21 protein-coding genes are annotated in these 25,830 nt (G+C 33.2%); all 21 read right to left on the bottom strand.

The window, feature by feature from the left end; translation table 11 throughout:
* Positions 1 to 23: 23 nt before the first annotated feature.
* Complete coding sequence (locus HNV08_RS02955; protein WP_173279609.1) at positions 24 to 1,334, bottom strand: efflux RND transporter periplasmic adaptor subunit; 1,311 nt, start codon at positions 1,332 to 1,334, stop codon at positions 24 to 26.
* Between the two features lie 2 nt (positions 1,335 to 1,336).
* Complete coding sequence (locus tag HNV08_RS02950; protein WP_173279608.1) at positions 1,337 to 2,659, bottom strand: TolC family protein; 1,323 nt, start codon at positions 2,657 to 2,659, stop codon at positions 1,337 to 1,339.
* 48 nt (positions 2,660 to 2,707) lie between these two features.
* Positions 2,708 to 3,868: an efflux RND transporter periplasmic adaptor subunit gene (locus HNV08_RS02945; RefSeq protein WP_173279607.1), complete on the bottom strand. Its 1,161-nt coding sequence runs from the start codon at positions 3,866 to 3,868 to the stop codon at positions 2,708 to 2,710.
* A 19-nt stretch (positions 3,869 to 3,887) separates the two neighbouring features.
* Positions 3,888 to 5,147 (bottom strand): ABC transporter permease, encoded by a 1,260-nt coding sequence (locus tag HNV08_RS02940; RefSeq protein ID WP_173279606.1) that lies wholly within the window; start codon positions 5,145 to 5,147, stop codon positions 3,888 to 3,890.
* Position 5,148: 1 nt separating this feature from the next.
* Positions 5,149 to 6,393 (bottom strand): ABC transporter permease, encoded by a 1,245-nt coding sequence (locus HNV08_RS02935; protein ID WP_173279605.1) that lies wholly within the window; start codon positions 6,391 to 6,393, stop codon positions 5,149 to 5,151.
* The gene (locus tag HNV08_RS02930) at positions 6,386 to 7,087 is read right to left on the bottom strand and encodes an ABC transporter ATP-binding protein (RefSeq protein ID WP_173279604.1); all 702 of its coding nucleotides are present in this window, start codon (positions 7,085 to 7,087) and stop codon (positions 6,386 to 6,388) included. Before HNV08_RS02930 ends, HNV08_RS02935 begins: the two co-directional genes overlap by 8 nt.
* A gap of 148 nt (positions 7,088 to 7,235) precedes the next feature.
* Positions 7,236 to 7,469 carry a hypothetical protein gene (locus HNV08_RS02925; protein ID WP_173279603.1) on the bottom strand — a complete coding sequence of 78 codons (234 nt, stop codon included), beginning with the start codon at positions 7,467 to 7,469 and terminating at the stop codon, positions 7,236 to 7,238.
* Positions 7,470 to 7,523: 54 nt separating this feature from the next.
* Positions 7,524 to 8,069 (bottom strand): DUF420 domain-containing protein, encoded by a 546-nt coding sequence (locus tag HNV08_RS02920; RefSeq protein WP_173279602.1) that lies wholly within the window; start codon positions 8,067 to 8,069, stop codon positions 7,524 to 7,526.
* Between the two features lies 1 nt (position 8,070).
* A complete protein-coding gene (locus tag HNV08_RS02915; RefSeq protein ID WP_173279601.1) occupies positions 8,071 to 8,826 on the bottom strand; it encodes an SCO family protein in 756 nt (251 codons plus the stop codon).
* On the bottom strand, positions 8,819 to 9,541 hold the full coding sequence (locus HNV08_RS02910; RefSeq protein ID WP_241697163.1) for a hypothetical protein: 723 nt from the start codon (positions 9,539 to 9,541) through the stop codon (positions 8,819 to 8,821). The genes HNV08_RS02915 and HNV08_RS02910 overlap by 8 nt, the downstream gene beginning before the upstream one ends.
* Positions 9,542 to 9,683: 142 nt before the next feature.
* Positions 9,684 to 10,133: a cytochrome C oxidase subunit IV family protein gene (locus tag HNV08_RS02905; protein WP_173279600.1), complete on the bottom strand. Its 450-nt coding sequence runs from the start codon at positions 10,131 to 10,133 to the stop codon at positions 9,684 to 9,686.
* 19 nt (positions 10,134 to 10,152) lie between these two features.
* On the bottom strand, positions 10,153 to 11,151 hold the full coding sequence (locus tag HNV08_RS02900; RefSeq protein ID WP_173279599.1) for a cytochrome c oxidase subunit 3: 999 nt from the start codon (positions 11,149 to 11,151) through the stop codon (positions 10,153 to 10,155).
* Positions 11,152 to 11,187: 36 nt separating this feature from the next.
* Positions 11,188 to 11,787 carry a cytochrome c oxidase subunit 3 gene (locus HNV08_RS02895; RefSeq protein ID WP_173279598.1) on the bottom strand — a complete coding sequence of 200 codons (600 nt, stop codon included), beginning with the start codon at positions 11,785 to 11,787 and terminating at the stop codon, positions 11,188 to 11,190.
* A gap of 1 nt (position 11,788) precedes the next feature.
* Positions 11,789 to 12,682: a heme o synthase gene (cyoE, locus tag HNV08_RS02890; protein ID WP_173279597.1), complete on the bottom strand. Its 894-nt coding sequence runs from the start codon at positions 12,680 to 12,682 to the stop codon at positions 11,789 to 11,791.
* A 427-nt stretch (positions 12,683 to 13,109) separates the two neighbouring features.
* A complete protein-coding gene (locus HNV08_RS02885) occupies positions 13,110 to 15,218 on the bottom strand; it encodes a gliding motility protein RemB (RefSeq protein ID WP_173279596.1) in 2,109 nt (702 codons plus the stop codon).
* A gap of 121 nt (positions 15,219 to 15,339) precedes the next feature.
* A complete protein-coding gene (locus HNV08_RS02880) occupies positions 15,340 to 16,131 on the bottom strand; it encodes an energy transducer TonB (RefSeq protein ID WP_173279595.1) in 792 nt (263 codons plus the stop codon).
* Between the two features lie 117 nt (positions 16,132 to 16,248).
* A complete protein-coding gene (locus tag HNV08_RS02875; protein ID WP_173279594.1) occupies positions 16,249 to 16,977 on the bottom strand; it encodes an energy transducer TonB in 729 nt (242 codons plus the stop codon).
* Between the two features lie 66 nt (positions 16,978 to 17,043).
* Positions 17,044 to 17,364, bottom strand: a complete 321-nt coding sequence (locus HNV08_RS02870) for a VanZ family protein (RefSeq protein ID WP_173279593.1) — start codon at positions 17,362 to 17,364, stop codon at positions 17,044 to 17,046.
* 34 nt (positions 17,365 to 17,398) lie between these two features.
* Entirely contained in the window at positions 17,399 to 17,779 is a 381-nt protein-coding gene (gcvH, locus tag HNV08_RS02865) for a glycine cleavage system protein GcvH (RefSeq protein ID WP_173279592.1), read from the bottom strand.
* Between the two features lie 59 nt (positions 17,780 to 17,838).
* A complete protein-coding gene (gene sov, locus HNV08_RS02860) occupies positions 17,839 to 25,233 on the bottom strand; it encodes a T9SS outer membrane translocon Sov/SprA (protein WP_173279591.1) in 7,395 nt (2,464 codons plus the stop codon).
* A complete protein-coding gene (ruvA, locus tag HNV08_RS02855; protein WP_173279590.1) occupies positions 25,233 to 25,814 on the bottom strand; it encodes a Holliday junction branch migration protein RuvA in 582 nt (193 codons plus the stop codon). Before ruvA ends, sov begins: the two co-directional genes overlap by 1 nt.
* Positions 25,815 to 25,830 lie beyond the last annotated feature (16 nt).

Genomic DNA, 25,830 nt, shown 5'->3' with positions numbered 1-25,830 from the left:
GAATAGATTATAGTAATCGATATTTAATCTTCATTACTTTTCTCAGAAGATTCTTGAGACTTTTTATTAGTAATCTCTAATAAATCTCCAGGACTTAAATTCTTTGACACCATGTTGTATGGTCCAGTAATGATTTTATCATCTTTACTTAACCCTGAAATTATCTCAATATTAGTATCATCTTGAATCCCTGTTGTTATCACTTTTAATTTTGCTTTACCGTTTTCATTTACAAATACACACTCAAATTTTTCTTCTTCTTTGACTGTATCCTCTGAATCTACTGTAGCTATTTTATCAAAAGACTTTTTAGTTGAACTGGTATCAGATTTTATTACAATTGCACTAATAGGAACAGAAATAGCGTCTATTTTCTTTTTTGTAATGATATCTACCGTTGCAGTCATTCCTGGTCTAAATGGCGAATATGTTTCAGGTTTGCCTTCTGTTAATTCTTTATAAGATTCTTCAATAATTCTAACTTTCACTTTAAAATTAGTGACTTGATCGGCAGATAAATTTCCGTCTGCGGAGTTTGCTATTTCTGTAACAATTCCTTTAAACTCCTTTTTTAAGTATGCATCCACTTCAACAAGTGCAGAATCGCCAATATTTACCTTTACAATATCATTTTCATTAACATCTACTTCAACTTCCATATTGTTTAAGTTAGCCACACGTAAAATCTCGGTACCTGCCATTTGTTGTGTTCCTACAACGCGTTCACCTAATTCTACATTTAATTGTGAAATTGTTCCACTCATTGGTGCATAAATTGTAGTTCTGTTTAAATTATCTTTGGCTTCATTTACAGTAGCTGCTGCACTTTGCACGTTATAATAGGCCGAGTTTTTACCAGCCACAGCAGTTTCGTATGTTGCTATAGAACGATCCCAATCTGCTTTTGAAATTACACCTTTATCAAATAATGTTTTATTTCTATCGTAATCTGCTTTAGATTGTTTTAAGTTCGCTTCGGCTTGCTCTAAACCTGCTCTTACATTTTGATAGGACGCTTGAGACCTATTTACAGCAGACTGAATTAAATCTGGATTTATTTTTACTAATAAGTCGCCCTTCTTTACTTCTTGACCTTCTTTAAAGGGAAGCTGTAATATTTCACCAGAAACTTCAGATGAAATTTTAACCTCAACTTCTGGTTGTATTTTTCCTGTGGCAGAGACTGTTTGTACAATATCTCTAATTGTAACTTTCTTCTCAGTGACTTCCTTAAAATCACCTTTTTTACCAAACCAACCCATTTTAGATCCAGCTAGTAAGGTCAAAAGAATAACTACTATTACTGCTAATATTATTTTTACGTTTTTACTCATAATTAAAACTTTAATTCAGTTGCCGGAATTCCGAAATAGAGTTCGAGCACCTTCAGTTTAAAAATATAATCATATTTCGCCCTATTTAATTGAATTTTGGCATTATCAAACCGTTGTTTTGACTGACTAAAATCAAAGGCATTTGTAAGACCTACATCATAGCGTTCTTTAGCATACTCATAGGCTAGTGCTTGCGACTCTAAAGACTTATTTGCCGCTTCAAAGGATTTTAAAGCACCTTTTGCATCTACATAAGCCTGATAGACTGTTGATTCTAAATTTAACTCTTCTTGTTCTAATTGATATTCTGCACGCTTCAAATTAATTTTACTTCGCTGCACATTACCTTTTACTGCAAAACCATTTAATATTGGTATATTAAGACTTAAGCCATATCCTATACCATCATTTAAATAAATTTGCTTAGCAAAAGATACCTCACTGGCATCTGTATATCTTGTGTCATATCCCAAAAAGGCTCTTAAGGTTGGCCAATACGATCCTTTAGCTATTTGAATATCCTTTTCTGCTAAGGCCACAGTTTGTTCTGCTATTTTAATTTCGGATCTATTCGCTTTTGCATTTTCTATAATTTCAGAAGCTGATTTGTTAGAAATACCTTCATCTACAATATCATAGCCTTCATCTTCGATATCAAAATTTTCGTAATCTTTAATTAATAATAACTGAGCTAAGTTTATTAAGGAAATCTGAATTGTATTTTCTGCATTCACAATATTCTGCTTTTCGGTAGCATCTGTGGCTTGTATTTCTAATAAATCTCCTCGAGGTAATGAACCTGCATCTACCAACTGATTGGTGCGTTCAATCTGCTCTTGTGTTACAGCATTTTGAGATTTTAATACTTCTAAATTGGCTTTATTTAATATTACGGTAATATATCCATTGGCAACAAAAAGAGAGATATCGTCTTTCATTTTATCTAAACTATATTGAGCCGCTAATTTTGATATTTTTGCACGTTGTACTTGCCTTATATTCTGTAACCCATCAAATAAGTTATATCCTAAGTTGATGTTACCAGATGAAGATAGAAAGGTAGTGGTTGATGAATCTCCCGTAGTAGGATCAAAACTTAACCCTGTATTTTTAGACACACTACCACTAACATTAATACTTGGCAAAAAGTTTCCGACAGCGTTTAACTTTTCAATGTCAGTTACCAATACATCTAATTCGCTTTGCTTAACAGAAATATTATTTTCTAAAGCGTACTCTACACATTCTTTGAGCGTCCATTTTTTATTTTGTGCTTGTGCAAAAACGCCAAAAAGTATTAAAATTACTACGATTGATTTTTTCATGATGCTTATATGTCTTTATAAAACGAAAAGTGTTACAAAATTTTTAAATTATTCTTGAGCATATTTTGGTATACCTTGTACTTGATTCCAAACTTTTATTTTATCGTCTTTAGATATACCACTTTTAACTTCTACAAAAATGCCATCACTCACACCTAACTCTACATCTTTTCTCTCAAACTTTTGGTCGCCGACTTCAATTTCAACATATGGATTTTGCGTCTCCTTATCATACTGAACTAAGGCTTCTTTTATCGCTAAGACTTTATCTGCTTTTTCTAAAATAATGGAAGCATTTGCACTTAAACCAGCCCTAATAAATGTTGAATCCGTTTTTTTAAGCGAGCCTTTTATTTCAAACTGAATCGCTCCATTTTCTGCAACACCTTTTGGTGCAATATAATCTAATATCGCATCGAACTTTTTATTTTCAATGGCGCCTACCGTAATTTCTAATGGTAAACCTTCTTTTATTTTACCAACTTCACTTTCGTCTACTTTACCTTCAAAAATCATTTGTTGTACATCTGCGAGTGAAGCAATTGATGTCCCTTCATTAAAATTATTAGCTTCAATAACCTGGTTACCTGCTTTTACTGGCACATCTAAAACCATCCCAGAAACAGTAGCTCTTACCTGAGTTTGAGCCGTATTCCCTAACCCAGAAGTTGTACCAGTTTTAATAATATCATAATTTTGATTGGCAGAATTCACATTAATTTTTGCTTGTTCTACACTTTGTTTTGTTTGTAAATAGGCATTTTTTACCCCTTCAAAATCATTTGCAGAAATTACGCCTTTCTCAAACAATGCCTTTTGTCTATCATAATTTGATTGTTGTGTTTGTAGGTTTATTTGTGCAGTTTGTAAGGCTGTTTGATTGGTAGCAATATTATTTTTAGCACTGGTTAAACTTGAAGCATTAGGAATAACTTTAATCTGAGCAATTAAATCGCCCTGTTTTACATATTCACCTGCTTCTATGAACACCTCTTCTATGACACCAGAAATATTTGGCTTAATTAATATTTCTTCTTTTGGCACAATACTTCCTGTGGCTACGGTCTTAACAATGATCGTTTCTTCCGTTGGCGATTCAGACGTATACGAAATTGGATTTTCTTGATTTTTTTGCCACAAATAAAATAATGCAGCGCCAAAAACGACTACGATGAGCACTAATAAAATGACAGTTTTTGTTCTTTTCATGATTATGATTGATATAAATTTATTCTATTCTTAAGGCATCTACTGGTTTCATCTTTGTTGCACTATTTGCAGGTATTAAACCGGCTAAAACACCCGATACCACTAAAATTATTAAGGCGGTAAATACAACTTGCATACTAACACTAGGATTCGCAAAATTATCTACAGGGCCAGCATTATCTAAAATGGAATTCATTACCCAGATGACTAATGCAGCAAAGGATATACCTACCATACCAGAAAGTATTGTTAGAATTAAACTTTCTTGTAAAATTTGTGATTTTATAGTCCAAGGGCTAGCACCTAAAGCACGTCTTATTCCGATTTCTTTTGTTCTTTCTTTTACGACAATCAGCATTATATTACTTATCCCTATAATTCCCGACATTAAAACCAAGGCTCCAACAAAATAACCGACAAACGATAATATCGTAAATAAACCATTTACACGTTCAAATTGCTCTGACAAATCAAAATGACCTATAGCTCTCTCGTCCGTAGGATCTACTTTATGTCTTGATTTCATGAGACTAAATATCCTATCTTTTAAGGTTGTAATACTAATACCATCTACAGCTGTAATAGCCATCCAACCAACACTTTCGCCTCGATTAAATGCTTGACCGAAGGTGGTAAAGGGCATATAAATTGTACTTGCATCTTGCTCACTATCGCCTTGGCTATTACTCATTTTAAAAGTACCCACGACTAAAAAATTAACACCATTAACTTTTATATACGTTCCTAGAACCTCTTCACCTTTATCGTATAATCCAGCTTCTACACCTGTACCAATGACACAAACTTTTCGTTTTGCATTAATATCTGAATAGCTAATAAAACGGCCTTGAATAATATCCATTGGCTGCTGTTTTATATATTCTGGATAATCTCCATAAATTTCAAATGCACCTGTTTTGGTTCCTCTTGTAACATTGTTTGCTCCATTATAACCACCTAATTGGTTTCTAGGTGATACATATTTGATTTCTGGAAATTCTGATTTTATGGCTGCAACATCGCCTATTTTATAGTTAAAATATCGGCCCTTAGGCATGCCTTTATAGGGTTTTGAAGTCCCTTGTGTCCACATAAACATAGAGTTGGTCGCAAAATTGCCAAAATCTGCAGTTACTCCATTTTTTAGGCCATTAGTTAACGCCAATAATAACACCAAAATGGTTATGCCCCAAAACACACCAAAGGCGGTTAAAAACGTCCTAAATTTATTGGCGTTTAAAGCTTCTAATATTTCGTCCCAACGGTCTCTACTAAACATATTATTCGTCTCTTAATGCGTCTATAGGTTTAATCATAGCGGCTCTATAAGCAGGAATAAAACCAGCTAAGGCACCTGCAAGCACTAACAAAAACACCGTAGTTATTGCAATATTAAAATCTACTTGCGGATATTTTATGAAATCACTTTCTATGTGTGGGCCTACTAACTCTAATAAGCCTAATCCTAAGATAAGACCAAATAAACCTGAAAACATCGTTACAAATACGGCCTCTTGTAAAATCATACCAATGATAGACGTTGGCAATGCACCTAAAGCTTTTCTAATACCAATTTCCTTAGTGCGCTCCTTAACGATAATTAGCATGATGTTACCAACGCCAACTATACCTGCAATAATTGTCCCTATACCTACAAACCAAAATACAGCTTTTATTGTGGCTACTAATGAGTAAATTTTCTCTGCTTGTTCTAATGTATTACGCACTCTAACGGCACTTACATCATCTGGAGCAACAGTATGAATTTCTTTTATTTTTTGCTCAATGCCTAAGGCAACAGCATTAGACATAGCAACGGCTTCATCAAAATCATCTGCCATTTTCACCGTAAATGCCATATTTCTGATGTTTTCACCACCATTAAACACCTTTTGCGCTGTAGTAACCGGAATATAGACTTGACTCTCTTCTCTATCTCCACCTGGATCAAAATAGACACCTACAACTTTAAAATTCATGCCAAAGACTTGTATATTCTTGTTTATAGGATCTTCATTTTTAAATAAATCTTTTTTCATTTTATTGCCAATTACAGCAACCTTTTTACTCAATTGTATATCTGATTGACTAATAAAACGACCCGAACCTATATCTGCGTTTTCAATAAATTGATTATCTGGTAATGTCCCTCGCACACGATAGTTACCGGTTTCATTTTTATAATTAACTGTGCCTCCCCAAATAGAATAGTCTTTAGTACTGTACTCTAAATAATCGTTGTACTGATACTTAATAGCATCAAAACTAGAATTTTTGAGTTGTATATATCGCCCAGGATTTAAGCCTTTATAGCCTTTTGTAGTAACTCCTGTCCATACCGAAACTCTATTTGTAGCATCTTGCTCAAATTGAGATTTTACACCATTAGCAATACCTTCACTAAAGCCAAGTAGTATTACAAGTATAAATATACCTGAGGCTACAGAAAGACCTGTTAAAAACGTTCGTAACTTGTTTTTACTTAAGGTTTCAAATATCTCTTGCCAACGCTCTATATCAAACATGCGCAGAAGCTCTTACTTGATTTACCATACTATCATCTATAATTAACCCATCTTTAAGATTAACTATACGTTTAGTCATATGAGCAATATCGTCTTCATGGGTAACCACAAGGATCGTTTTTCCTTCATCATTAATACCTTGGATAAGCTCCATTACCTCATAAGAGGTCTTGGTATCTAAAGCTCCTGTTGGCTCATCTGCTAACAAAACTTTTGGATCGCTGGCTAATGCTCTAGCTATAGCCACACGCTGTTTTTGCCCACCAGAGAGTTCACTTGGCAAATGGTGAGACCATTGTGCCAAACCAACTTTTTCTAAATAATGCATCGCCTTTTCGGTACGTTCTTTTCGTTTAACGCCTTTATAATATAGCGGCATAGAGACATTATCTAAAGCACTTTTATAGTTGATTAAATTAAATGATTGAAAAATGAATCCTAAAAAATCATTTCTATATTTAGCAGCAATTTTTTCGTTTAGATTTTTAATAGGCACATTATCCAATATATACTGACCTTCATCTGCCTCGTCTAACATTCCGAGAATATTAAGTAATGTTGATTTACCTGAGCCTGAAGACCCCATAATAGACACTAACTCCCCTTCTTTAACATCAAAATTAATTCCTTTTAACACATGCAGAGAATTATTACCCATGTGATAAGATTTGTGAAGATCTTTAATCTCAATCATAGTTTGGCTAGTTAGTTATTCGCAAATAAATACTTGATCTATTGCAATTTTAAGAAAAACTCAAGTGGTTTTTTGCCAACAAATTGTTAAGGCCTTAATTTATACCATTTCTAATTAAGACTTATAAAACGAAGAATTGTTACAGTATTTAGTCTATTTCTTTAGACTTTTCTGATTTATTAAATGTTCTGTAAACAATATAGCCAAGTGTGGCCACCAAAATATAAGGCACAGCCATTAAAAACATAATACCATCATTAATTCCTTCGGCCGCAGATTGATCTTCACCACTTTCCAATACTGCTCTACACATTGCACATTGTGCATTGGTATTTAGAAAATACAATAGTAAAAAAGCGAAATAGATATATTTATTTTTCATTGTATGACATCATTAATTGGTGTTCACGATCTCTAACAACCCTTTTTAAGGGAACTATGCGTAATAGGGCGAAATCATTATATAAACTATTACTCCTGTAACAGCAACATATAACCACAATGGAAATGTGATTTTTGCTATTTTTTTATGACGCTCAATATTATTGGTAATTGCTCTAACATAGGTTATTAATACAAATGGAATTACCACTACAGATAACGTAATGTGCGTAATTAATATAAAATAATAGATATACTTTACGACACCTTCTCCACCAAATTTTGTTGAATCACTAGTCATGTGATACGCTATATATAGCAATAAAAATAGTACAGAAAGCGCAATTGCAAATTTCATTAAATTTTCATGCAACGCTCTATTTTTCTTTTTAATTGCAACAATTGCAAAAATGAGTACAACTGCAGTTAATCCGTTTATTACCGCGTAAATTGGAGGTAAAAACATTAATGGCTTAACATCAAAACCTAGTTCACGTAAGTTAATACCAAATAAAGCGGCTACTGCTATTGGGATAATTACGGACAACGCAATAATCCATTTGTTATATTTTTTTTCTTTTTCTAAATCTACTGTACTCATATTACTCATTTAATAATTTGGAAATATCTTCTTTTAAAATTGTAATTTCTTGAGGTATTCCATCCTCATCTACACCCACTGCTTCTGGTACTAAACCGTTGTAAAATATCATTGGATTCCCAAAGTTATCTTGTCTAGACCTAATATAACCTTCTTTATCAATTAGTGCAAAATTTCCAGAGTGTTCAAAGCCACCTTCTACGCTATCATCTTTTGCCGTATATAGATTAAATCCTTTATTAGCAAGTTCGTATATCTCAGATTCATTTCCTGTCATTAAATGCCAATTAGGGTTTGTGATGCCATATTTTTCTGCGTAAGCATTGAGCACTTCTGGAGTATCTATTTCTGGCGTAATACTAAAAGATGCGACACCAAAATGCTCTAAACCTTTAAATTGATTCTGAACCTCCACCAAGTTTCTATTCATTATAGGACAAATGGTTGGACATGTTGTAAAGAAAAATTCTACCACGTAAACCTTTCCTAAATAATCAGCATTAGTGATTGTTTTGCCTTCTTGATTTGTAAAACTAAATGCTGGTACTTTTTTGCGTTCTCCGTTAATTTCTATATATTTTAAATCACTTTTGTTTTGTTCTGAAATGGCAGTGTTAGACACATTTTTACTTCTGCTTTCATCTCTTGTGATATCGTTCTCACTGACTCTATCAATTATTTTAGGAACAAAAATAATCCCAAATAATAAAATGATAAAGGCAATACCTACGTACGAATAATTTGTGTTTTTACTCATTACTTTGTTTTATATCGTTTTCTCTTCGTGTATTAGACGCCTCAAATTTCCCTTGTCTTTTCTGACGATATTCGGTAAATAAAATCCTTACATCATCATTCATCATATTTTTAATTTCTGAAACCTCTATTGTATTGTATGAAAACACACTAAACTTAGGTTTGTTGTCTTCAACTTCTCTTTCAGAGCGTCCATCAATTCTTCCTCTTTGAGCTAGGTCTTTATCTATAATGTAAACGCTATTACTCGATAGATTTTCATCTAATTGATCTTTAGATTTTAAGGTGTTAAATAGCATTCTTATTTCACCTTCAGTACCAAACGCATAATGCCAAAACTTTAGGTTTTCGTACGTATTAATCTCTTTTTTTAGTAACGCCACGTCATCTTGGGTTCCGTCTGGCACAACTATTACGATTTGAAAATTCTTAAAACCTTTAAATTTATCATAAACTAACTCTTTAAGATTTAAAGCCGCAATGGTGCTATTTAAAGGTGTTTTTCCTAAAAACCCAAGGACCGTAATATTATCTTTTAATTGAAGAGTATCTAAGCCATCTGATGTGAAATTTTTAATATCTGAGACTTTGTCTTTCACAATATTTAACGGCTCATAATTGTGCTTTGCAGGATATAACATGAGCAAAAAGGCCACAGGTAAAAAGAATAAGATACCGAGTACGATATATCGTTTTGTGTTATTAGCTTTCATCATTAATGAAAAAAAAACGTATTAATTAATGCCGTTAATTAGAATTTGCAAAAATAAAAAAGGTGGTTTAGAAAAACCACCTTTAAATTGTATTTAACACATGGCTCTATACTTAAATCCATGTTATATTGTTAAGAATAATCTATTAAAAATCTTTCTTGATTAGAGCGTCTTCGCCGTTATAAACATTAAAAACGTATCCTCCTTCTTGTAATAAGATAAAAATCAAATAACAGATTAAGAAAACAGCAGTCCAAACCACCATTTTTCTAAAACTTCCAGTTTCATCTCTCATATGCATAAAATCCCAAGTGATATAATAGGCTTTTACAATTGTTAATAGAATGAAAATTAAGTTTAATGGTTTCATGTATACAATTGGAGATAAAAGAATATTACCCAATGTTGAGAAAAATCCACTCCCTTCAATTGGATCCATCCATGTACTCATTAAAAATTCTGGTTTGTATATCCCTAAAACAACTTCTACCGCTGTTACTATGGTAAGGAATATTAAAACACCCCAAATTTTACTTGTGTTAGATTTAAATTTAACTAAACCTCTAAATATTTCTAATTTATGCTCGTGTGCCATAACTATCTTTAATTTCTTTTTATACTAAATAGAAGAATGTAAATACAAATACCCAAACTAAATCGACAAAGTGCCAGTATAATCCCACTTTCTCAACCATTTCATAACTTCCTCTTCGCTCATAAGTACCAAGAATAACATTAAAGAAAATAATGATATTAATAACGACTCCAGAAAGTACGTGAAATCCGTGAAAACCTGTAATAAAGAAAAAGAAATCAGCAAAAAGCGTTGTACCATATTCATTAACATGAAGGTTAGCTCCTTTTACAACAAGCTTACCGTTTTCTTTTATTTGCTTTAATGATTCTTCTCTAGATAATACCGTCTTATGTCCATCTTCAGTGAGCAGTTGATTTCTCACTAAAATATTTTCGTTAGCCGCTAAACCTGCATAAATCTCACTGACGGTGTAAGGCGGTAAAGTAGACTCATCCACAAACCACAAACCATTTTTACGTTCGTGTGCTGCACGCACACTTGCTTGTGCTATTGCAATATCATCTATTGAAACACGCTTAAATTTTTCTACGCCATCTACGGTTACATATTCCCCAAACTGCAAGATGTTTCCACCTTTAGTTTGTACTGCTCCATAATCACCTTGAATAAATGTTGCCCATTCCCATGCTTGTGAGCCTACAAAAATGGCTCCACCAATAATGGTAAGAAACATGTATATCGTTACTTTAGCCTTATTCATATGATGACCAGCATCTACAGCCAGTACCATTGTCACCGACGACATAATAAGAATAAAGGTCATAAACGCCACATAGATCATTGGCAATTCTTGTCCATGTAAAAACGGAACGTGAGTAAATACCTCATCCGCAATAGGCCATTCATTGATAAACTTAAATCTTGAAAAACCATAAGCGGCCAAGAAACCTGAAAATGTTAATGCATCAGATACAATGAAGAACCACATCATCATTTTTCCGTAACTTGCTTTGAGTGGCTGATTGCCGCCTCCCCAAGTTTTTTCTTCTGTACCAGTAGCTACTGTAGAATCCATAGAATTTATTTAAATTTTAAGATTGGACAAAAATAATCAAATTATATATCTAAAAAAATATAAAAACAAAAAGAGCACAAGCCAAAGCACATCTACGAAATGCCAGAAATTTGCCGCTAGTTCAAAACCCAACATATTGTTGGCATTATACTTTTGTTTAAAATGATTATAAATTACAACAATAAGACATATTAGACCAGCAATAACGTGCCCTATATGCAATACTGCTATGATATAAATGTATGACATGGTAATATTACTCGTTGGTCCTGCAAAATGATAACCCGAAGCAATAATCTCACTAAAGCCTGCAAATTGGATATACACAAATGCTATCCCTAAGCCTAATGTAACTAATAACCAAATCGTTACTAATTGTATCTTATTTGCAATTAACGCTTTTTTAGCCAAAATAAAAGTTAAACTACTGAGTAAAATGAGCACCAAACTAACCGTAAATGCCGTAGGTAATTGATAATCTGCTAACCAATCTTCATTTAATCGTTGCTTACTACTTACAATAAATGCACTGACTAAACCAGCAAACGACATAATCAATGAGCCAATACCAAACCATAGCATCATTTTTTTTGACCTTGCCGTTTTTTCTTGTTGTGTTCCTTGTGTTAAATCCATCTTATCTCAAAAATTTATCTGCAACATATATTATTTGTAATAATGTAATATAAAAAACGCTCGATAACATGAGCTGCTTAGCAGCTTCTGCAGTCCTTAACCTAAATAGCTTTAACGCATATAATAACATAACAAGACCAAGAATAAAGACAATGACAGCTCCAACTATAGACAATTTTAAATCCCCTGTAAATCCAAAAACAGGAATAATAGACGCCAAAATAGTCCACACACTGTACATTATAATTTGCACTGCAGTACCCTTATCTGGCTTTCCGGTAGGCAACATATGAAAACCGCCTTTTTTATAATCCTCGTGCAAAAACCATCCAATGGACCAAAAATGTGGGAATTGCCAAAAAAACTGAATAGCGAACAACGTACCTGGCTCAATACCAAAACTACCTCTTGCTGCGACCCATCCTAACATAAAAGGAATGGCACCTGGCAAAGCACCAACAAAAACAGAAAGTGACGTTTTAGTTTTTAACGGTGTGTAAACACTAGTATATAAAAATATTGAAATTGCACCATACATAGCCGTTTTAGGGTTAATAATGTACAGTGTAATTAAACCTAAAATGGTAAAAGACGTTGCAATAATTAAAGCCTTATTCACAGACATGCGACCTGCCGGAATCGGTCTATTTTTGGTTCTTTCCATTAGCGCATCTAAATCACGCTCAATAATTTGATTGTATGCATTTGAAGCACCAACCATAAAATAACCACCAAAAGCCAATAAAAGAAGTGTTGTGAGACGAATTGTTTCTGCACCAAGAAAATAACCAGCAAGTGAGGAAAACACAACACTTAAGGACAATCCCATCTTAGTGATTTCCTTAAAATCTGTGACAACAGAAGCTATTGATACCGATGTTTTTGTGCTACTCAAATTTAATTATTTTATTCTTTTATAAGCGAGTGCAAAGATAGTTTGAAAAATACTTGTAAACAATGTAAATTCTTATTTTTAAAATTGCGCAATCTTGCACTCATCTTTAGGTCTAAAACCATTTTGATTATCATCCTATATTTTATGACCTATAGCTTTTACCAAAAGCAACAACGTATACGATTGCAATTGAAACACCTTATGGCGTTAGTAACAAAACCTTAAACTGAAACAAATTAGACAACCTAATGCACTACAACACTTATTAAGCACAGTATTAATTAAATTATCAAAAGATAACAACATAATACTAAAGACAACCTGTTTTTTTCACAGGATATGGACTATAACAGAGTTCTTTCTATAAAAAAGGTAAAAACGCAACAGAGTTCTGTAAAAAAACAAGAAAACAAATAAGTTTCTAAATCTAAAAATCGTTATACCAATTAAATAAATCAGTACGTATACCAAGATTAAACCATAAAGTACCATTGCGAACGGTTGTTGCATTTACCGCATCTGGATTATAATCCCGATACAATATATTGGTAAAGATTTTAAGATTTGTGGTAGGATTTAATACATAGCCTGCTTGTAATTCTGCCATAAAACTATTGGTTTTATTACCTTGACCTATTATAATACCAGTATCTGCCTGACGGTCATTATAGTTTCTATAAATATCACCTCCATAAGAAAACGAATCGTCATCAGTATTATAATCCAAACCACGCTGACCAATGATCATTTTGGCATCACCAAACCAACGTTTATAATTATAACGACCAATTAAAACAAATTCCCTAAAGTTTGCTCCCCAAAGATGAGCCATCGGTTGATTGAAATGTGCATAATTTAAGGTCTGTGTATTATGAGAATACGTATATGGTCTTACTTGATTGTATTCTGCTTGAAGCAATAAATTATCGACTTTAAAGGCATTAAAATATTTTGCACCTACTTGAAATCCAAACTTGTTCTTCCAACTCTTATTTCCGCCTGTTACATCACTCAATGAAAATTCATCTAAAATAAATTGACCATACAAATTCACTTTATTGTTCCATTTGTACTTTGAACTCAATCCTAATATGGCATTTCCTGCACCTTGCCCAGTTTGAAACTCTATTGCTCTAAAAAATATAATTGGATTTAAGTAATTAACATCAAAGCCCCTTCCATTAGAATCTTCCCAAATAACAGACTCAAACAACCCAATGTTTAAGCGTTTATTGACGTTCCAACTTAAATAATGATTTGCCATATATTTAGTTAAAAACGCTTTGTCTACTACAACTTCTGGTCTTACGTCTTTTAACCACATCCATGTGCTAGTATACTTTATTTTCCAAAAGGTGGTGTTTAATTTTAAAAATGGATAAGGACTAGCAACATCACTTTGCAATAAAGAACGGTAACCATCACCTATAAAATTCTTTCCATGACCAAACTGTACATTTAAAAAATCTGCAGGTGTGTACGATAAATAAGCCTCAGCAACCGGATAATCGTAAGCATTTTCCTTAAATCCTTTAGCGATTCCGCGACCAGGAATTATCGCAGGATCCGGACCAAATGCCCTTAAACTTTCTGCATAAGCATTAAAATAATCTGCAAATCTACCTTGACTTTCGTAAACTGATGTGGTAAAATTAAACCGTTTTCCTATTCCTGCTTGCAGAAAAATACCTCGCGTATTATTCCAAGTAGAGCCTATATCTGAACTTGTATCTTTACCTAATTGAAGATCTAAAATTGGATCGACTGTAAACCAATAGTCTTTACCTTGTATTTCAACTAAATGCTCATTAAAGGTCTTTCTACCCAACCATGTGTCTGTATCCTTTTCTAACGATTTATGCTCCGCCTTTATATCATAATATCTAGCAACGTCGCTATAAATAAAAGGTTTTGCTCCTGTATGGCTATTTGTACCTATGGCATTCATTTCTGCATCAAAACGCGCATAATAAGAATGTGTAAACGGAATATTTAATTGGCTTGCATATTCTAAATCTTCATAAGGTTTAAGTTCACTTTCTAACTTATCTAATTCATCAGATAAAGTGGCGTTTAGACTGTCTTTTTGGGTGTCATTTAACACTAAATGAGATGGACTATCTTCCTTTACTGGCTGCGTTAAAGGAATTGCTATACTAAGACTATACTGCGTAAATGTTGGATTGCCATTATAAGTCGCTGGTGCTATCTCTGGTAACAAATCAAACACACGTTTGCTTTCTGTTTTTAATTCATCATAAATCGCATCTGCATAAATTATTTTGAATTTCCCTGTATTAGTGACTTCAAACAAGATCTGAACATCTCCATTATACGATTGGTCCTTTACAATTTGAGGCACTTTAAAATTCTCGTAGATAAAAGAATTTAGAGTAAAATTGAAGCACGATTTTAATTGCTCTACCGCCATTGTATCGCAGTCTTTGAATACTGGAGGTTTTTCGTATGTAGATATGGTTTGGGCATAACCCAAGTTATACAGAAAAAGAAAAACAAATAGCACAAAGCGCTTCATAAAAGACTAATTTTTAATGGCCGAAAGATACTTAATTTTTTTAGTAACCTTAAACCTAAATAACGCATAAAAAAAACCGTTATTTTACAATAACGGTTCTTGTGTATAAGTCAACACACTTTTAGTCTCTTACTTCAAATACAATTGGCAAGTTGTAAATGACACCAACTGGAACTTTACGCTGTAAGCCTGGCTCCATATGTGGAATTTTATGTATTACACGTTTGGCTTCGTTTTCTAAAACTGGGTGAGGTGCTTTAATTTTTACATCAGCAATGTTTCCGTTTTTATCAATAGTAAATTGCGTATAAATACGTTGTTTACCAGAAAGGCCATACTGCGAACCTAGACCTGTATTAAACTTTCTATTAATTAGTTTCGTAATTCTTTCAGACATACACTTTTTACGATCATCATTTGTTTTATACTTTTCACAACCTGGATAAACAGGTACTTTTTCAATAAGTATAAAAGGAACTGATTCTAATTCACTTGGCTCATCAATTACCGTTATATCATCAACGTTAATGGGATCATTTGTTGTTATTGGATCATCTGGAGTTTTAATAATTTTTTCTTCAATAGGCACATCATCTTTTACAACTTTAAAGACGTCTTTTAATTCTGTTGTAGGTGCCGCTTTTACAACTTTTGGTTTTACCACCTCAACAACAAAAGGCGGTACATGATCAATGGTAATCGGATCTACCGTTGCCGTCTCCTCTACTAAATTGAATTTTGTTTCTTGAAATTGCATTTCAAAAAGTGCATATGTACCCAATAAACAAAGTATCAACCCAATTTGAAAATAAAGGGTTGAGTTTTTTTGTAAATTTGCATCATGCTTTTGTGATTTCTTTGCTTTAGTAGCGCTCTGACCAGCAATACTGAAGTCTTCGTTAGAATTTTTCATAATACTATTATTTAAATGTTAATATTATGTCAAAGTCACAATAAGTGTACCAAAAAGAAAATCCCGTCCAATTAATTTTGAACGGGATTTTTAATTTTATAAAAAAGTATCTACTTCTTAATCTTGTACTTGGAATACAATTGGAATAGAGAATGGCATTACTACCGCTTTTCCTCTTTGTTTACCTGGTTTCATTTTAGGTAATTGACCAATAACACGTTTTGCTTCTTTTTCTAATCCTGGGTGCGGACCACGAGCTACAATGTTTGTTATGTTACCTGATTTATTCACTTTAAACTGAACAAAGATTCTTTTTTTACCAGGTGGCAATCCTAAATCACTAGCTAAGTCTGTATTAAACTTTTTCCCAATGAATTTATTTACCTTTTCGTTCATACATTCTTTTTTCGCTGCATTTCCTTTTTTCTTTTCACAACCAGGAAAAACCGCTACATTCTCAATGACATTGAAAGGTACCTCTAAATCTTCTTCTACTTCTACAACTTCCACTTCTTCAATTTCAACAATTTCTGTCTCCATTTCTGTTTCTGTAGATTCTATGACAGTCTCTTCAACTTCTACTTCATCTTCAACAACTTCAATAATTTCTGGAGCTGCTGGTGGTGGTGGTGGAGGTGGTGGAGGTGTAACTATTTGCTCAGTAATTGGCACTTCTTCTTCTAATTCATCATCTAAATTAAGTGAGTCTGCGACAATATCACTTTGATCATAAGTTTTATAATTAATTGCCATATACGTAATACCTAACATTAAGGCAAGACCAACAGCAAAGTACAGCGAGCTGTTTCGGCTAACGTCTGATTTCGGATTCTTTTTAGGTTCCATAGTGTCTTAGTTTATTATAACATCGCTAATTTAACTAAATAAATGTAAAAAAAGCAAAGCTTTAGATTATTTTAATTTATAAACGTTAATATGTTTTGCAATTAATGTACCAATAATTGCGCCAAAACTGTTTGCAATAAGATCAAATGTATCATATGATCTATTAGGATTTACCAGATATTGTAATAATTCTAAGATAAAGCCTAGGAATGCAGCACCAAAGAAAACCATAATTGGTGTCCATTTTGTTTTGTACGGCTGACAATAATTAGCCCATAAAAAAGCTAAACCTGCATAAGCGACTAAATGATATATTTTATCATCAAAGGAATACCCTAAACTTGGTACTCCATTTAGCGTAATTAAACTTGCAATTATTAGTGCCAATGTATAACTAACTGACACTATTAAAAGTATGTTTTTAACCACTAATGAGTGCTTTATAGTCTTCTGCAGACAACAAACCTTCTACTTGTGAAGCATCTGTAAATTTTAATTTTATCATCCAACCATCACCATAAGGGTCTGAATTTACTTTTTCTGGTTCATCCTCTAAACCTTCATTAAATTCTATAACCTCTCCTGTTAATGGCAAAAATAAATCTGAAACCGTTTTTACAGCTTCAACAGTACCAAATACTTCTTCTATGTCTAAAGTTTCATCTAAGGTATCTACTTCTACATATACGATATCACCTAATTCGCCTTGTGCAAAATCAGTTATTCCAATGGTTGCCACATCACCTTCAATCTTTACCCATTCGTGATCTTTAGTATACTTTAATTCTGATGGTATATTCATTTTACTCTATTATATAATTATTGTAACAAATGTAATTTTTTAATAGTTTCAATTCAAACTTAATTTCCAAAATTATAACGTAACGTTATACCTGATCTTAATGAGGTTTGCGGAAAGGATGTTGATATGGCAAAATCCGAAAATGTATAATCAAAGTAGAAAATAGCGGTTAAGTTTTTACTAAAAGCATAATCTGCCGTATACTTTAAACCCCAAATCGTCTGACCTGCAGTGACTTGATTATTTTCTAAATCTAAATACCTTATTATCGTTTTATTATCTCTAACTGAGATATCTGCACGCATATTTAAATCACTAACTACAATCTGTTTTGGACCTGCAAGCTGCGATCGAATTCTTAAATCTTTAATACGATATCCTAAACCAAGTGTATATTCTTTACCTTGAATTTCTGTCAATAAATTATTATCAAAACTTAATGACAACACCCTATCGGTTTTTACTTCTGCTAAGACTTTAATTGAATTTTTCATCTCAAAATCTAAACGAACTAACGGACTAAACTGCTCTTCTAAATTAATATTACTATAGAGCGTTTCATTTTTATAATTACCTGCAGCATCCTTAACATCATCTAACTGATCACCATATGCCAAACCTGGCACGAGATCATCTGTATCTAAATCTAAATTAGTTCTAAATTGATTTATCGTGTAGCTCGATCTGTATCCATGCTGAATTGAAAATCGTCTAAAGGTCTTTTTAAACCATGGAATTTTCATTAAGCCTGTATATTTTAATGTCCAGTTTGGTATTGGAATATCTCTAAAAGCATTTGTACTTACTTTATCTGGATTGGTTCCTTGATACGCTGATAAAAATGCAGGTAACAACACGCGCTGACTATTTTTACCAAACCCTTCTGGATAACCTTCTGCATCTGTAGCGTATGGTGTATCTCCATAAAACTCTTTTGCTAAACGATTCGCAATAACTAATCTGTTGGCTCTAAAATCATTAAACGTTTGTGATTGATTTTCGTCACTAGTGTTAAAAGCTGTTTTTATTAATGCCGTTGAAATATTAAAGTTCCCAAACGTATTTGGTGTCAATGATCTATAATCATTAATACCATCACCTAATTCACCGTTTTCTACATCTACGATATTTCCATTGGCATCGAGATAATCTTCAACGATAAAATTCTCTGAAAAATTTTCTGCAAATGTTCTATTTCCTGTAAGATCTATTTTTAAATCTCGCATTGGTTCTAAATTGGCAGAATACACCAACGATGTGTTTTTTACCTCTGTATATTGTTGGTTAAAATCTGGAAATACGGTTAACCAACCATTTCTTGCTGCCAAATCTCTAACATCTCTTTGACTACCAAAGGTATAGCCAACAGTTGGCTTTAACGTCCCAACAAAACCAGGTGTTTGTAAATATCCAGGAAGAAAGGTTCCATTATTTTCTGTATAACCTAACTGTACTCGTTTCACCATGGTCACTACATCTACAACTGTATTATAAGCCTTTTCTCCCACACTTAGTTTGTTAGGATCTTTAGTCTTCTCTGCTACGTCTTCGGATTGATTAGGTGTTACAGATCGGCTTCTTGTACTTGTTATCCTTGTGCGTCCTTTATTACTTCTTTTCTTTCCTTTTCTTACTAACCCAATACTTTTATATAAGGTCTCCATGTTGAGCGTAGAGTTAATACTATGGGTATTTGAGTTCTCTATGGAATGCCCTAAATTATACGTATTATACACACCTGGATTGTCTGGATCTTCAACCTCTAGGCCTTCGTTTAGATCAGATCCTTTTTGCCATTGAAATGCACCATTATAAGAATAAGTAGCTCTTAAAAAACTTAAAATAGGAATTTTATGTAACGGCAGTTCATAATTAATCTGAAGTTGTTGTGTTTGGTAATTTGGATCTCCAAAATCGAAAAAACCATCCCAAACATTTAATTCCGGATCTTGTAAACCACTAATACGATCATCGATAAAATAATTTCTAACAATATTAGTGTTTGAAGCAGAAAAATTTAAACTTAAAGCATCTGTTAGATTGTAGTTAATGGCATACTGAAAATCGAAGGTATAATTTCGTCTAAACAATTCTTCAATACCAATATTGTTGCCTCCTAATTCTACTTCTCTAAATTTTTGTTTACTAAACTGTCTATTTATATCTGTATTTACGGAGAAGCTCGATGGCAATAAATTAAGATTAAAATCCTTTAATATTTTCCAATACTTTCCGTTAAAGAGCGAATCATTCTTTTTAAATGGTTCCACCTTTAATGGCTCAAAGGCATAGTTATAATTTGCACCAGCTCTTACTGTTTGATCTAAAGAATTTTCTATTTCAAAATCACGATGCTCTACTTTATTATAAGAGTAATTAAAAGTAAGGTTTTCTACATCATAAAAGTGCTTGTCACCTTCTCCTGTTTTTTGTTTTCTTACACCTATAAAATTAATACTCTTACGTTTTGTATAATCTTCTGATTGCTCTCTAATGAGATCTTCTTCTGCACTAGTTTCTGCAGCATCTATACGAGATTCTAAGGTAAGATCATTGTAATATTGATCAAATTTAGGTGTTACTAATTCCTCACTTTGTGCGTAATTAAACGGTATTTGAACACCCCATTTTTCAGGCAATAACTGTCCTAATTGCACATTTGTTACAACATCGTATTGCTGTACATCTTCTAAGCTGCGCTCATTTGGTCCTTGTTCTATACCTCCAAACCCAATGGTACTTCTTTTTCCAGTTGCACTGACGTCTGCAAAATCTGCAAGGTTGGTATCCATGCTTACCACTGCTGCCCATCCGCCTTCATTTTCTAAGCCAGACATTCTTAATTCATTAAACCATACCTCACCACAAACATTTTCCATGGTAGCTTCTGTATTGCTGTTTTTAACACCAACCATTAAAACTCTAATATCACCAAAGTTAGGATTTCCTTTTATAGCTATTCTTTGCTCACCTATAGCTAAGGCCGAGAATTCATCTACCGATTGCTCGCTTACTACACCATCGATAACATCATAAAAAGTTGGATCTTCATTAGATAGTGTTTGGTCAAAAATACCTTTTGATTTTATTTGCTGAAAAGCTTCAAGCGAAATATTAATTTCATTCTCATCTGGCCAAATTTGCTCGGCTCCTGTACCATCTGCTAAATCTGATGGAAGTAAAGGCACTTCAACTTGATAAAAGTTCTCCGTTAAATCATTACCCATTCTAATAAAAGCAGTCATTTCTCCTGCTTCTAAAACCTGACCTTCTTGCGCCTCTGCGTGCAAAAACATACGTAAGCGTTCATACTGACGCATATCTATACTAATATTTTTATACACACCTTTTGAATCTGTAGGCTCTAACTCACACGCTTGTAATACAAGAGATTGTTCGTTTTGTCTTATTATAGTATTATTGTTATTTAACTCCTCTCTTACAACACCTGGAGGCGTTTCGTAATTACCATTATTTTCTTGTATACCTACAATACCAACGTTAAACTCTGGATCTGTACTGTTGTTAGTATCGTCATTATCTAAATCCAAGGTGTAACGCCTCCAATCACTTCTAACTAAATCTAAAGTAGCGAAACGCAGTACGGTTTTCTCTGAAAAATCGGTAAGATACAAACGTGCAAAACGCACAGATCTAATATCTGTAATTCCTCCAATACGTCGTGTTTCTTCGTTAATAGGAATTCTAAACTGATACCACTTTACATCTGATCTTACATCACCATTTGGTAACGTAATTGAGCCATTTGGCGCAGGTGTTTTGATATCATTGATAAAGGGATTATTAGGATCTGCTAAACTGGCTGGTGTTAATTCAATTTCGTACTCAAAATAACTATCAATGGTATTCATTGTGTTATCTCTGTTTATATCTTCTACATCTGGTTGCGTTGTAGAGCCTCTATTGGTATCCGTAAACGTATCTGGCGTATTTCCTTGTAAACCATTATATTTTTTATAACGCTCAAAAATGTCACCTTCTTCATTTAAATAATACGAATAATTATCATTAGCAGGATCTTCACCAAAATTATTTTGACCATAAATAGTGGCTAACATTTCGCCCTCTTCTACATCATCATAGCCATCAAATCCAACATCTTGGTTTGTTCTTTCTGTTCCTGTCGTTGCAAAAGTGTAAATCAATGATTGGTTTTGAGGTACTACAAAAGGGTTTTCTTCTGTTATTGGATTTTGCAAAATTAAGCCGGAAACATCACCATCTTCTGGCAAACCATTTTCATATTGTTTTTTACCATCTTTTAATACATCTTCCGAAATATTTCCAAGATTAATAAACAACTTACCTCCTGTACTGGTTGTATTATCTAAAAATGGATCTTGTATCCAAAATTCAATATACTCTACATTGGCCTGTTCAAAATCTGTTGATGTAATTTGCCTAGTGATTCCTGCCCAACTATCACTTGGTGTATCTAATACATTATCTGAGGCATCTTCATCAAAATTATAAGGTCCTCTTTCTGTAGGATAGTACGCTAAATCTAGCGTGTTAATTACAGAGGTTTGCCCTTGAACAATATCTTGTAAAGGAAAAATTTCATCTATAAATACACGTCTTGTATACACATCAGACACATCATCATCTGTCATACCATCAGGACGTTGATTACTAAAGAAAATAGGATCTATAGTATACCAGTTTAAATGTGCTCTGTCATATCCATTTTGAATACCTTGTTTATCTTCACTATCAAAGCCAGGATACGATCTTCCTAAACCTACAGGCCTACTAGATAATGACCAAGATAATGGGCTTAATAAATCAATTGAGCCTTGTGTACCTTCAAAATCATCAATATAAGCCGTTGCTTCTCCATTAAAATCTGTACCATTTGGTGCGCCTGGCAATAAGTATGCAAATTCACCTCTTACAGATAGATTACTAGGTACATCTGTATCTATATTGGGTAACTTATTAGCTAATCTGGTTAAAAACGGAACTTCTGTAGAATAATTTCCATTAAACCCAAAAATGGTGTTATTAATTGGCTCTGAATTATAGTTGGCCTTTTGCGTAATTGGGCGTTCATTTAAGTTTAATAAGGTTGCACCTAACACAAAATTTTCGTCAAATTGATGCTCTATATTTATACCTGTGAAACGTTTTGTTTGTTGGCCAAAAACAGCATTATTTTCAACAGACACATTGATTGGCGTATTAGAAGCTTTTAACGCTTCATCTAAAATTTCTACTCGTCCTAATTGATAATTTACTGTATAGTCAACTCCTTCAACCAAAACACGTCCTCCTGCCGTAACAGTCACCGAACCTCTAGGTACATTAAAAGCACCTATGGGAATACCAGAATCTCCACCACTACTTGTATAACGTCCTTTAATTTGAAATTTATTCTTCTCAGCTTCATCTAGTGCAGCCGTTTTGGTAGACTTATAAAGAATATCGTAAACGTATTTTTTTTGATTATCATTATAACCACTTTGCGTATCTGTTACATCTTCGTAATCTGTCTCGTTATTATTTGGGTTACCGTCATCATCTAACACATCAAAGAGATATCGTCCAAAAGGCTCTGTTTTTGTAAATATTATCTTTCCGTTTTGAGATAAAACCGTTTGTCCTTCTACGTAATCAAAGAAACCATCTCCTTGTTCTTGAGGGTCATTATTATAGTTAAGTCGGTCTAAATGAAAAAGCCTTATTAATGGCGTTTGGTTTATTTCAGAATCGTCACCTGTGTAAGGCGTATTATTATCAAATGGAGGAAATACAGTGCCTTCAACCGGATTTATATAGTTAAGTGCAGAGGCTTCAGTATAAAATATATTTAATTTAAAATCTTCTTGACTTAGTTGAAAAGCGCCTGTATCATAAATGTTTTTCATCATTAAATCCCAAATAGGTTGATCTACAGCAGTGACTGCACTTTTCAACATTTTTAAGACTAAACTTTGATTATTTACAACTTGACTTCCTGATGAATCATCTACGGTTGTTGCTTCTACACCATCATTAGCAAATTCACCAACTTGAAAAACTTCGCCGCCTATTGTATATTGGAATGCTACTGCCAAAACTTCATCATTAAGTAAACGCTGATTTAACGACACATATCCTAAGTCTGCATTTAAAACATATTCTTGACCTTCTGTTAATTTTCTTGCAGATTCTAATTTTCCGTAATCAAACCCTTCATTAACAGCCACATTAATGCCGTTTTCTACTGAGGTAATATTTCTAACAGCTTCTGTTAATAGTGAGCCACCAACACCTATACTTGTAGGATCAAAATCATTATTTTTATTATTTGGTTTGGCACCTGGAAAATTCACAAAACCAGCCGGAATTGGGTCTAAACCAATATGGTCTGCAGACGACTCTCCCAAATCTTGAAAAGCAACAATATTTCTTACATTGTCGGTTTGATTATTTCGATTAGTAACCCAAAGTTCTACTCGTGTAATTTGAAGCCCTTGATTATCTATAAAAGGATATTGTAATAATGCTTTATCATAATTTTCTTGAAAATACTGCGCAAGAAAGAAGTGTCTGTTTTCATCATAATCTCGTGCAAAAAACTCAAATTCTTCTACTGTTCCTCCACCTTCAGCTGTAACAGATTTAGCTTGTGATTGTTGTTCTGAAAATACAGCAGTTACTCTTGTTTTTCCGAATTGTAATTCTGTTTTTACACCAAATAAACTTTGCGCACCTGTTATTAGTGAACTGTTTAATGGCATGTTTACATTTCCAACTTCAATTTTTCTTATAATATCATCTTCAGTTGGCGTATATTCTAGTTTTACAACTTGTTGAAAATCGAAAGTCGCTTCTGTATCATAATTGGCAGTAACCTGAAGTCTAGTTCCTACTTTACCCAATAAACTTAGACTTATCCTCTGATCAAAGTCAAACGTAAAATTAGTTCTATTTCGAGGTGAAAATGATGGATTGTCTTGTTTTGAGAAGAGTACTCCCAAATCTACTTCTACAGAACCTTGAGGAATTACGTTGATTGTATTACCTCCAAAAATTGATTCGAACAAGCCAGAATTGACATAAAATTCGGGCAATAAATTTTTCTGATCCTCTTCAGAACCTTCTTTTTGTCCGGCTTTGGCATCTGCCATTTTTTTATAATACGCCTTTAATTTTTCTTCTAAAACAAGTTTCTGATATTCTTCTGGCGTTAATATTAACGGATAATTTATATTAAAAGATCCTATTTTCTCTGTATATATATAACGGTCTAAAATAGGGTCATATTCATATTTAGAAACAATGCTTCCTGGATTTGGCATATTCAATTTACCAAAAGAAAACGTCGTTACTGTACTATCTTGTTCCGTATCTTGAGCAACCAATGAATGGCTCATTAGCATAACAAATGCTAAAACACAATAAATCCTATAGGGAATTGAATGATTACTATTAATTCTGTTTAATTGCATTATAAGTTTTTTAGAGCTTCTTTTATAATTTGCTCTACAAGGGCATCTGGTTGGGCTTGTAAAATTTTATCGACAACTTTTTCGGACTGCTTTTTATTAAATCCTAAAACTTCTAAAGCTGATAACGCTTCATCTTTGTCTGTATTGTTTGTTTGTAAAGAAAGTTCATCTATTCCATAAACTTTTAACACTTTATCCTTTAAATCTATGATAACACGTTGGGCAGTTTTTAATCCAATACCCTTTACACTTTGAATTAAAGATACATCACCACTAGCAATACCATCTTTAACCTGATCTGGAGTTAACGAAGATAACATAGTACGTGCTGTATTGGCACCTATACCACTCACAGAAATTAATAATTTAAAAATTTCACGTTCCGTTTTTGAGGAAAAGCCATAGAGACTATGTGCATCTTCCCTGACTTGGAGATGTGTATACAGCCTTAAATGTTCTTTATCTGGTATTTGAGAAAATGTATGAAAAGATATATTGATAAAATATCCAACACCGTTACAGTCTATTACAACATCTGTTGGATTTTTTTCTACAAGTTTGCCCTCTATATGTGTGATCATTTATAACGAAAAGTTA

Source organism: Winogradskyella eckloniae (assembly GCF_013249045.1).
Taxonomy (GTDB): domain Bacteria; phylum Bacteroidota; class Bacteroidia; order Flavobacteriales; family Flavobacteriaceae; genus Winogradskyella; species Winogradskyella eckloniae.
This window is presented reverse-complemented; position numbering and strand designations above follow the sequence as displayed.

Excerpts from the sequence above, each read along its gene's own strand:
- HNV08_RS02955 (WP_173279609.1), bottom strand. The coding sequence starts at position 1,334 with ATGAGTAAAAACGTAAAAATAATATTAGCAGTAATAGTAGTTATTCTT.
- HNV08_RS02950 (WP_173279608.1), bottom strand. The coding sequence starts at position 2,659 with ATGAAAAAATCAATCGTAGTAATTTTAATACTTTTTGGCGTTTTTGCA.
- HNV08_RS02945 (WP_173279607.1), bottom strand. The coding sequence starts at position 3,868 with ATGAAAAGAACAAAAACTGTCATTTTATTAGTGCTCATCGTAGTCGTT.
- HNV08_RS02940 (WP_173279606.1), bottom strand. The coding sequence starts at position 5,147 with ATGTTTAGTAGAGACCGTTGGGACGAAATATTAGAAGCTTTAAACGCC.
- HNV08_RS02935 (WP_173279605.1), bottom strand. The coding sequence starts at position 6,393 with ATGTTTGATATAGAGCGTTGGCAAGAGATATTTGAAACCTTAAGTAAA.
- HNV08_RS02930 (WP_173279604.1), bottom strand. The coding sequence starts at position 7,087 with ATGATTGAGATTAAAGATCTTCACAAATCTTATCACATGGGTAATAAT.
- HNV08_RS02925 (WP_173279603.1), bottom strand. The coding sequence starts at position 7,469 with ATGAAAAATAAATATATCTATTTCGCTTTTTTACTATTGTATTTTCTA.
- HNV08_RS02920 (WP_173279602.1), bottom strand. The coding sequence starts at position 8,069 with ATGAGTACAGTAGATTTAGAAAAAGAAAAAAAATATAACAAATGGATT.
- HNV08_RS02915 (WP_173279601.1), bottom strand. The coding sequence starts at position 8,826 with ATGAGTAAAAACACAAATTATTCGTACGTAGGTATTGCCTTTATCATT.
- HNV08_RS02910 (WP_241697163.1), bottom strand. The coding sequence starts at position 9,541 with ATGATGAAAGCTAATAACACAAAACGATATATCGTACTCGGTATCTTA.
- HNV08_RS02905 (WP_173279600.1), bottom strand. The coding sequence starts at position 10,133 with ATGGCACACGAGCATAAATTAGAAATATTTAGAGGTTTAGTTAAATTT.
- HNV08_RS02900 (WP_173279599.1), bottom strand. The coding sequence starts at position 11,151 with ATGGATTCTACAGTAGCTACTGGTACAGAAGAAAAAACTTGGGGAGGC.
- HNV08_RS02895 (WP_173279598.1), bottom strand. The coding sequence starts at position 11,787 with ATGGATTTAACACAAGGAACACAACAAGAAAAAACGGCAAGGTCAAAA.
- HNV08_RS02885 (WP_173279596.1), bottom strand. The coding sequence starts at position 15,218 with ATGAAGCGCTTTGTGCTATTTGTTTTTCTTTTTCTGTATAACTTGGGT.
- HNV08_RS02880 (WP_173279595.1), bottom strand. The coding sequence starts at position 16,131 with ATGAAAAATTCTAACGAAGACTTCAGTATTGCTGGTCAGAGCGCTACT.
- HNV08_RS02875 (WP_173279594.1), bottom strand. The coding sequence starts at position 16,977 with ATGGAACCTAAAAAGAATCCGAAATCAGACGTTAGCCGAAACAGCTCG.
- gcvH (WP_173279592.1), bottom strand. The coding sequence starts at position 17,779 with ATGAATATACCATCAGAATTAAAGTATACTAAAGATCACGAATGGGTA.
- sov (WP_173279591.1), bottom strand. The coding sequence starts at position 25,233 with ATGCAATTAAACAGAATTAATAGTAATCATTCAATTCCCTATAGGATT.
- ruvA (WP_173279590.1), bottom strand. The coding sequence starts at position 25,814 with ATGATCACACATATAGAGGGCAAACTTGTAGAAAAAAATCCAACAGAT.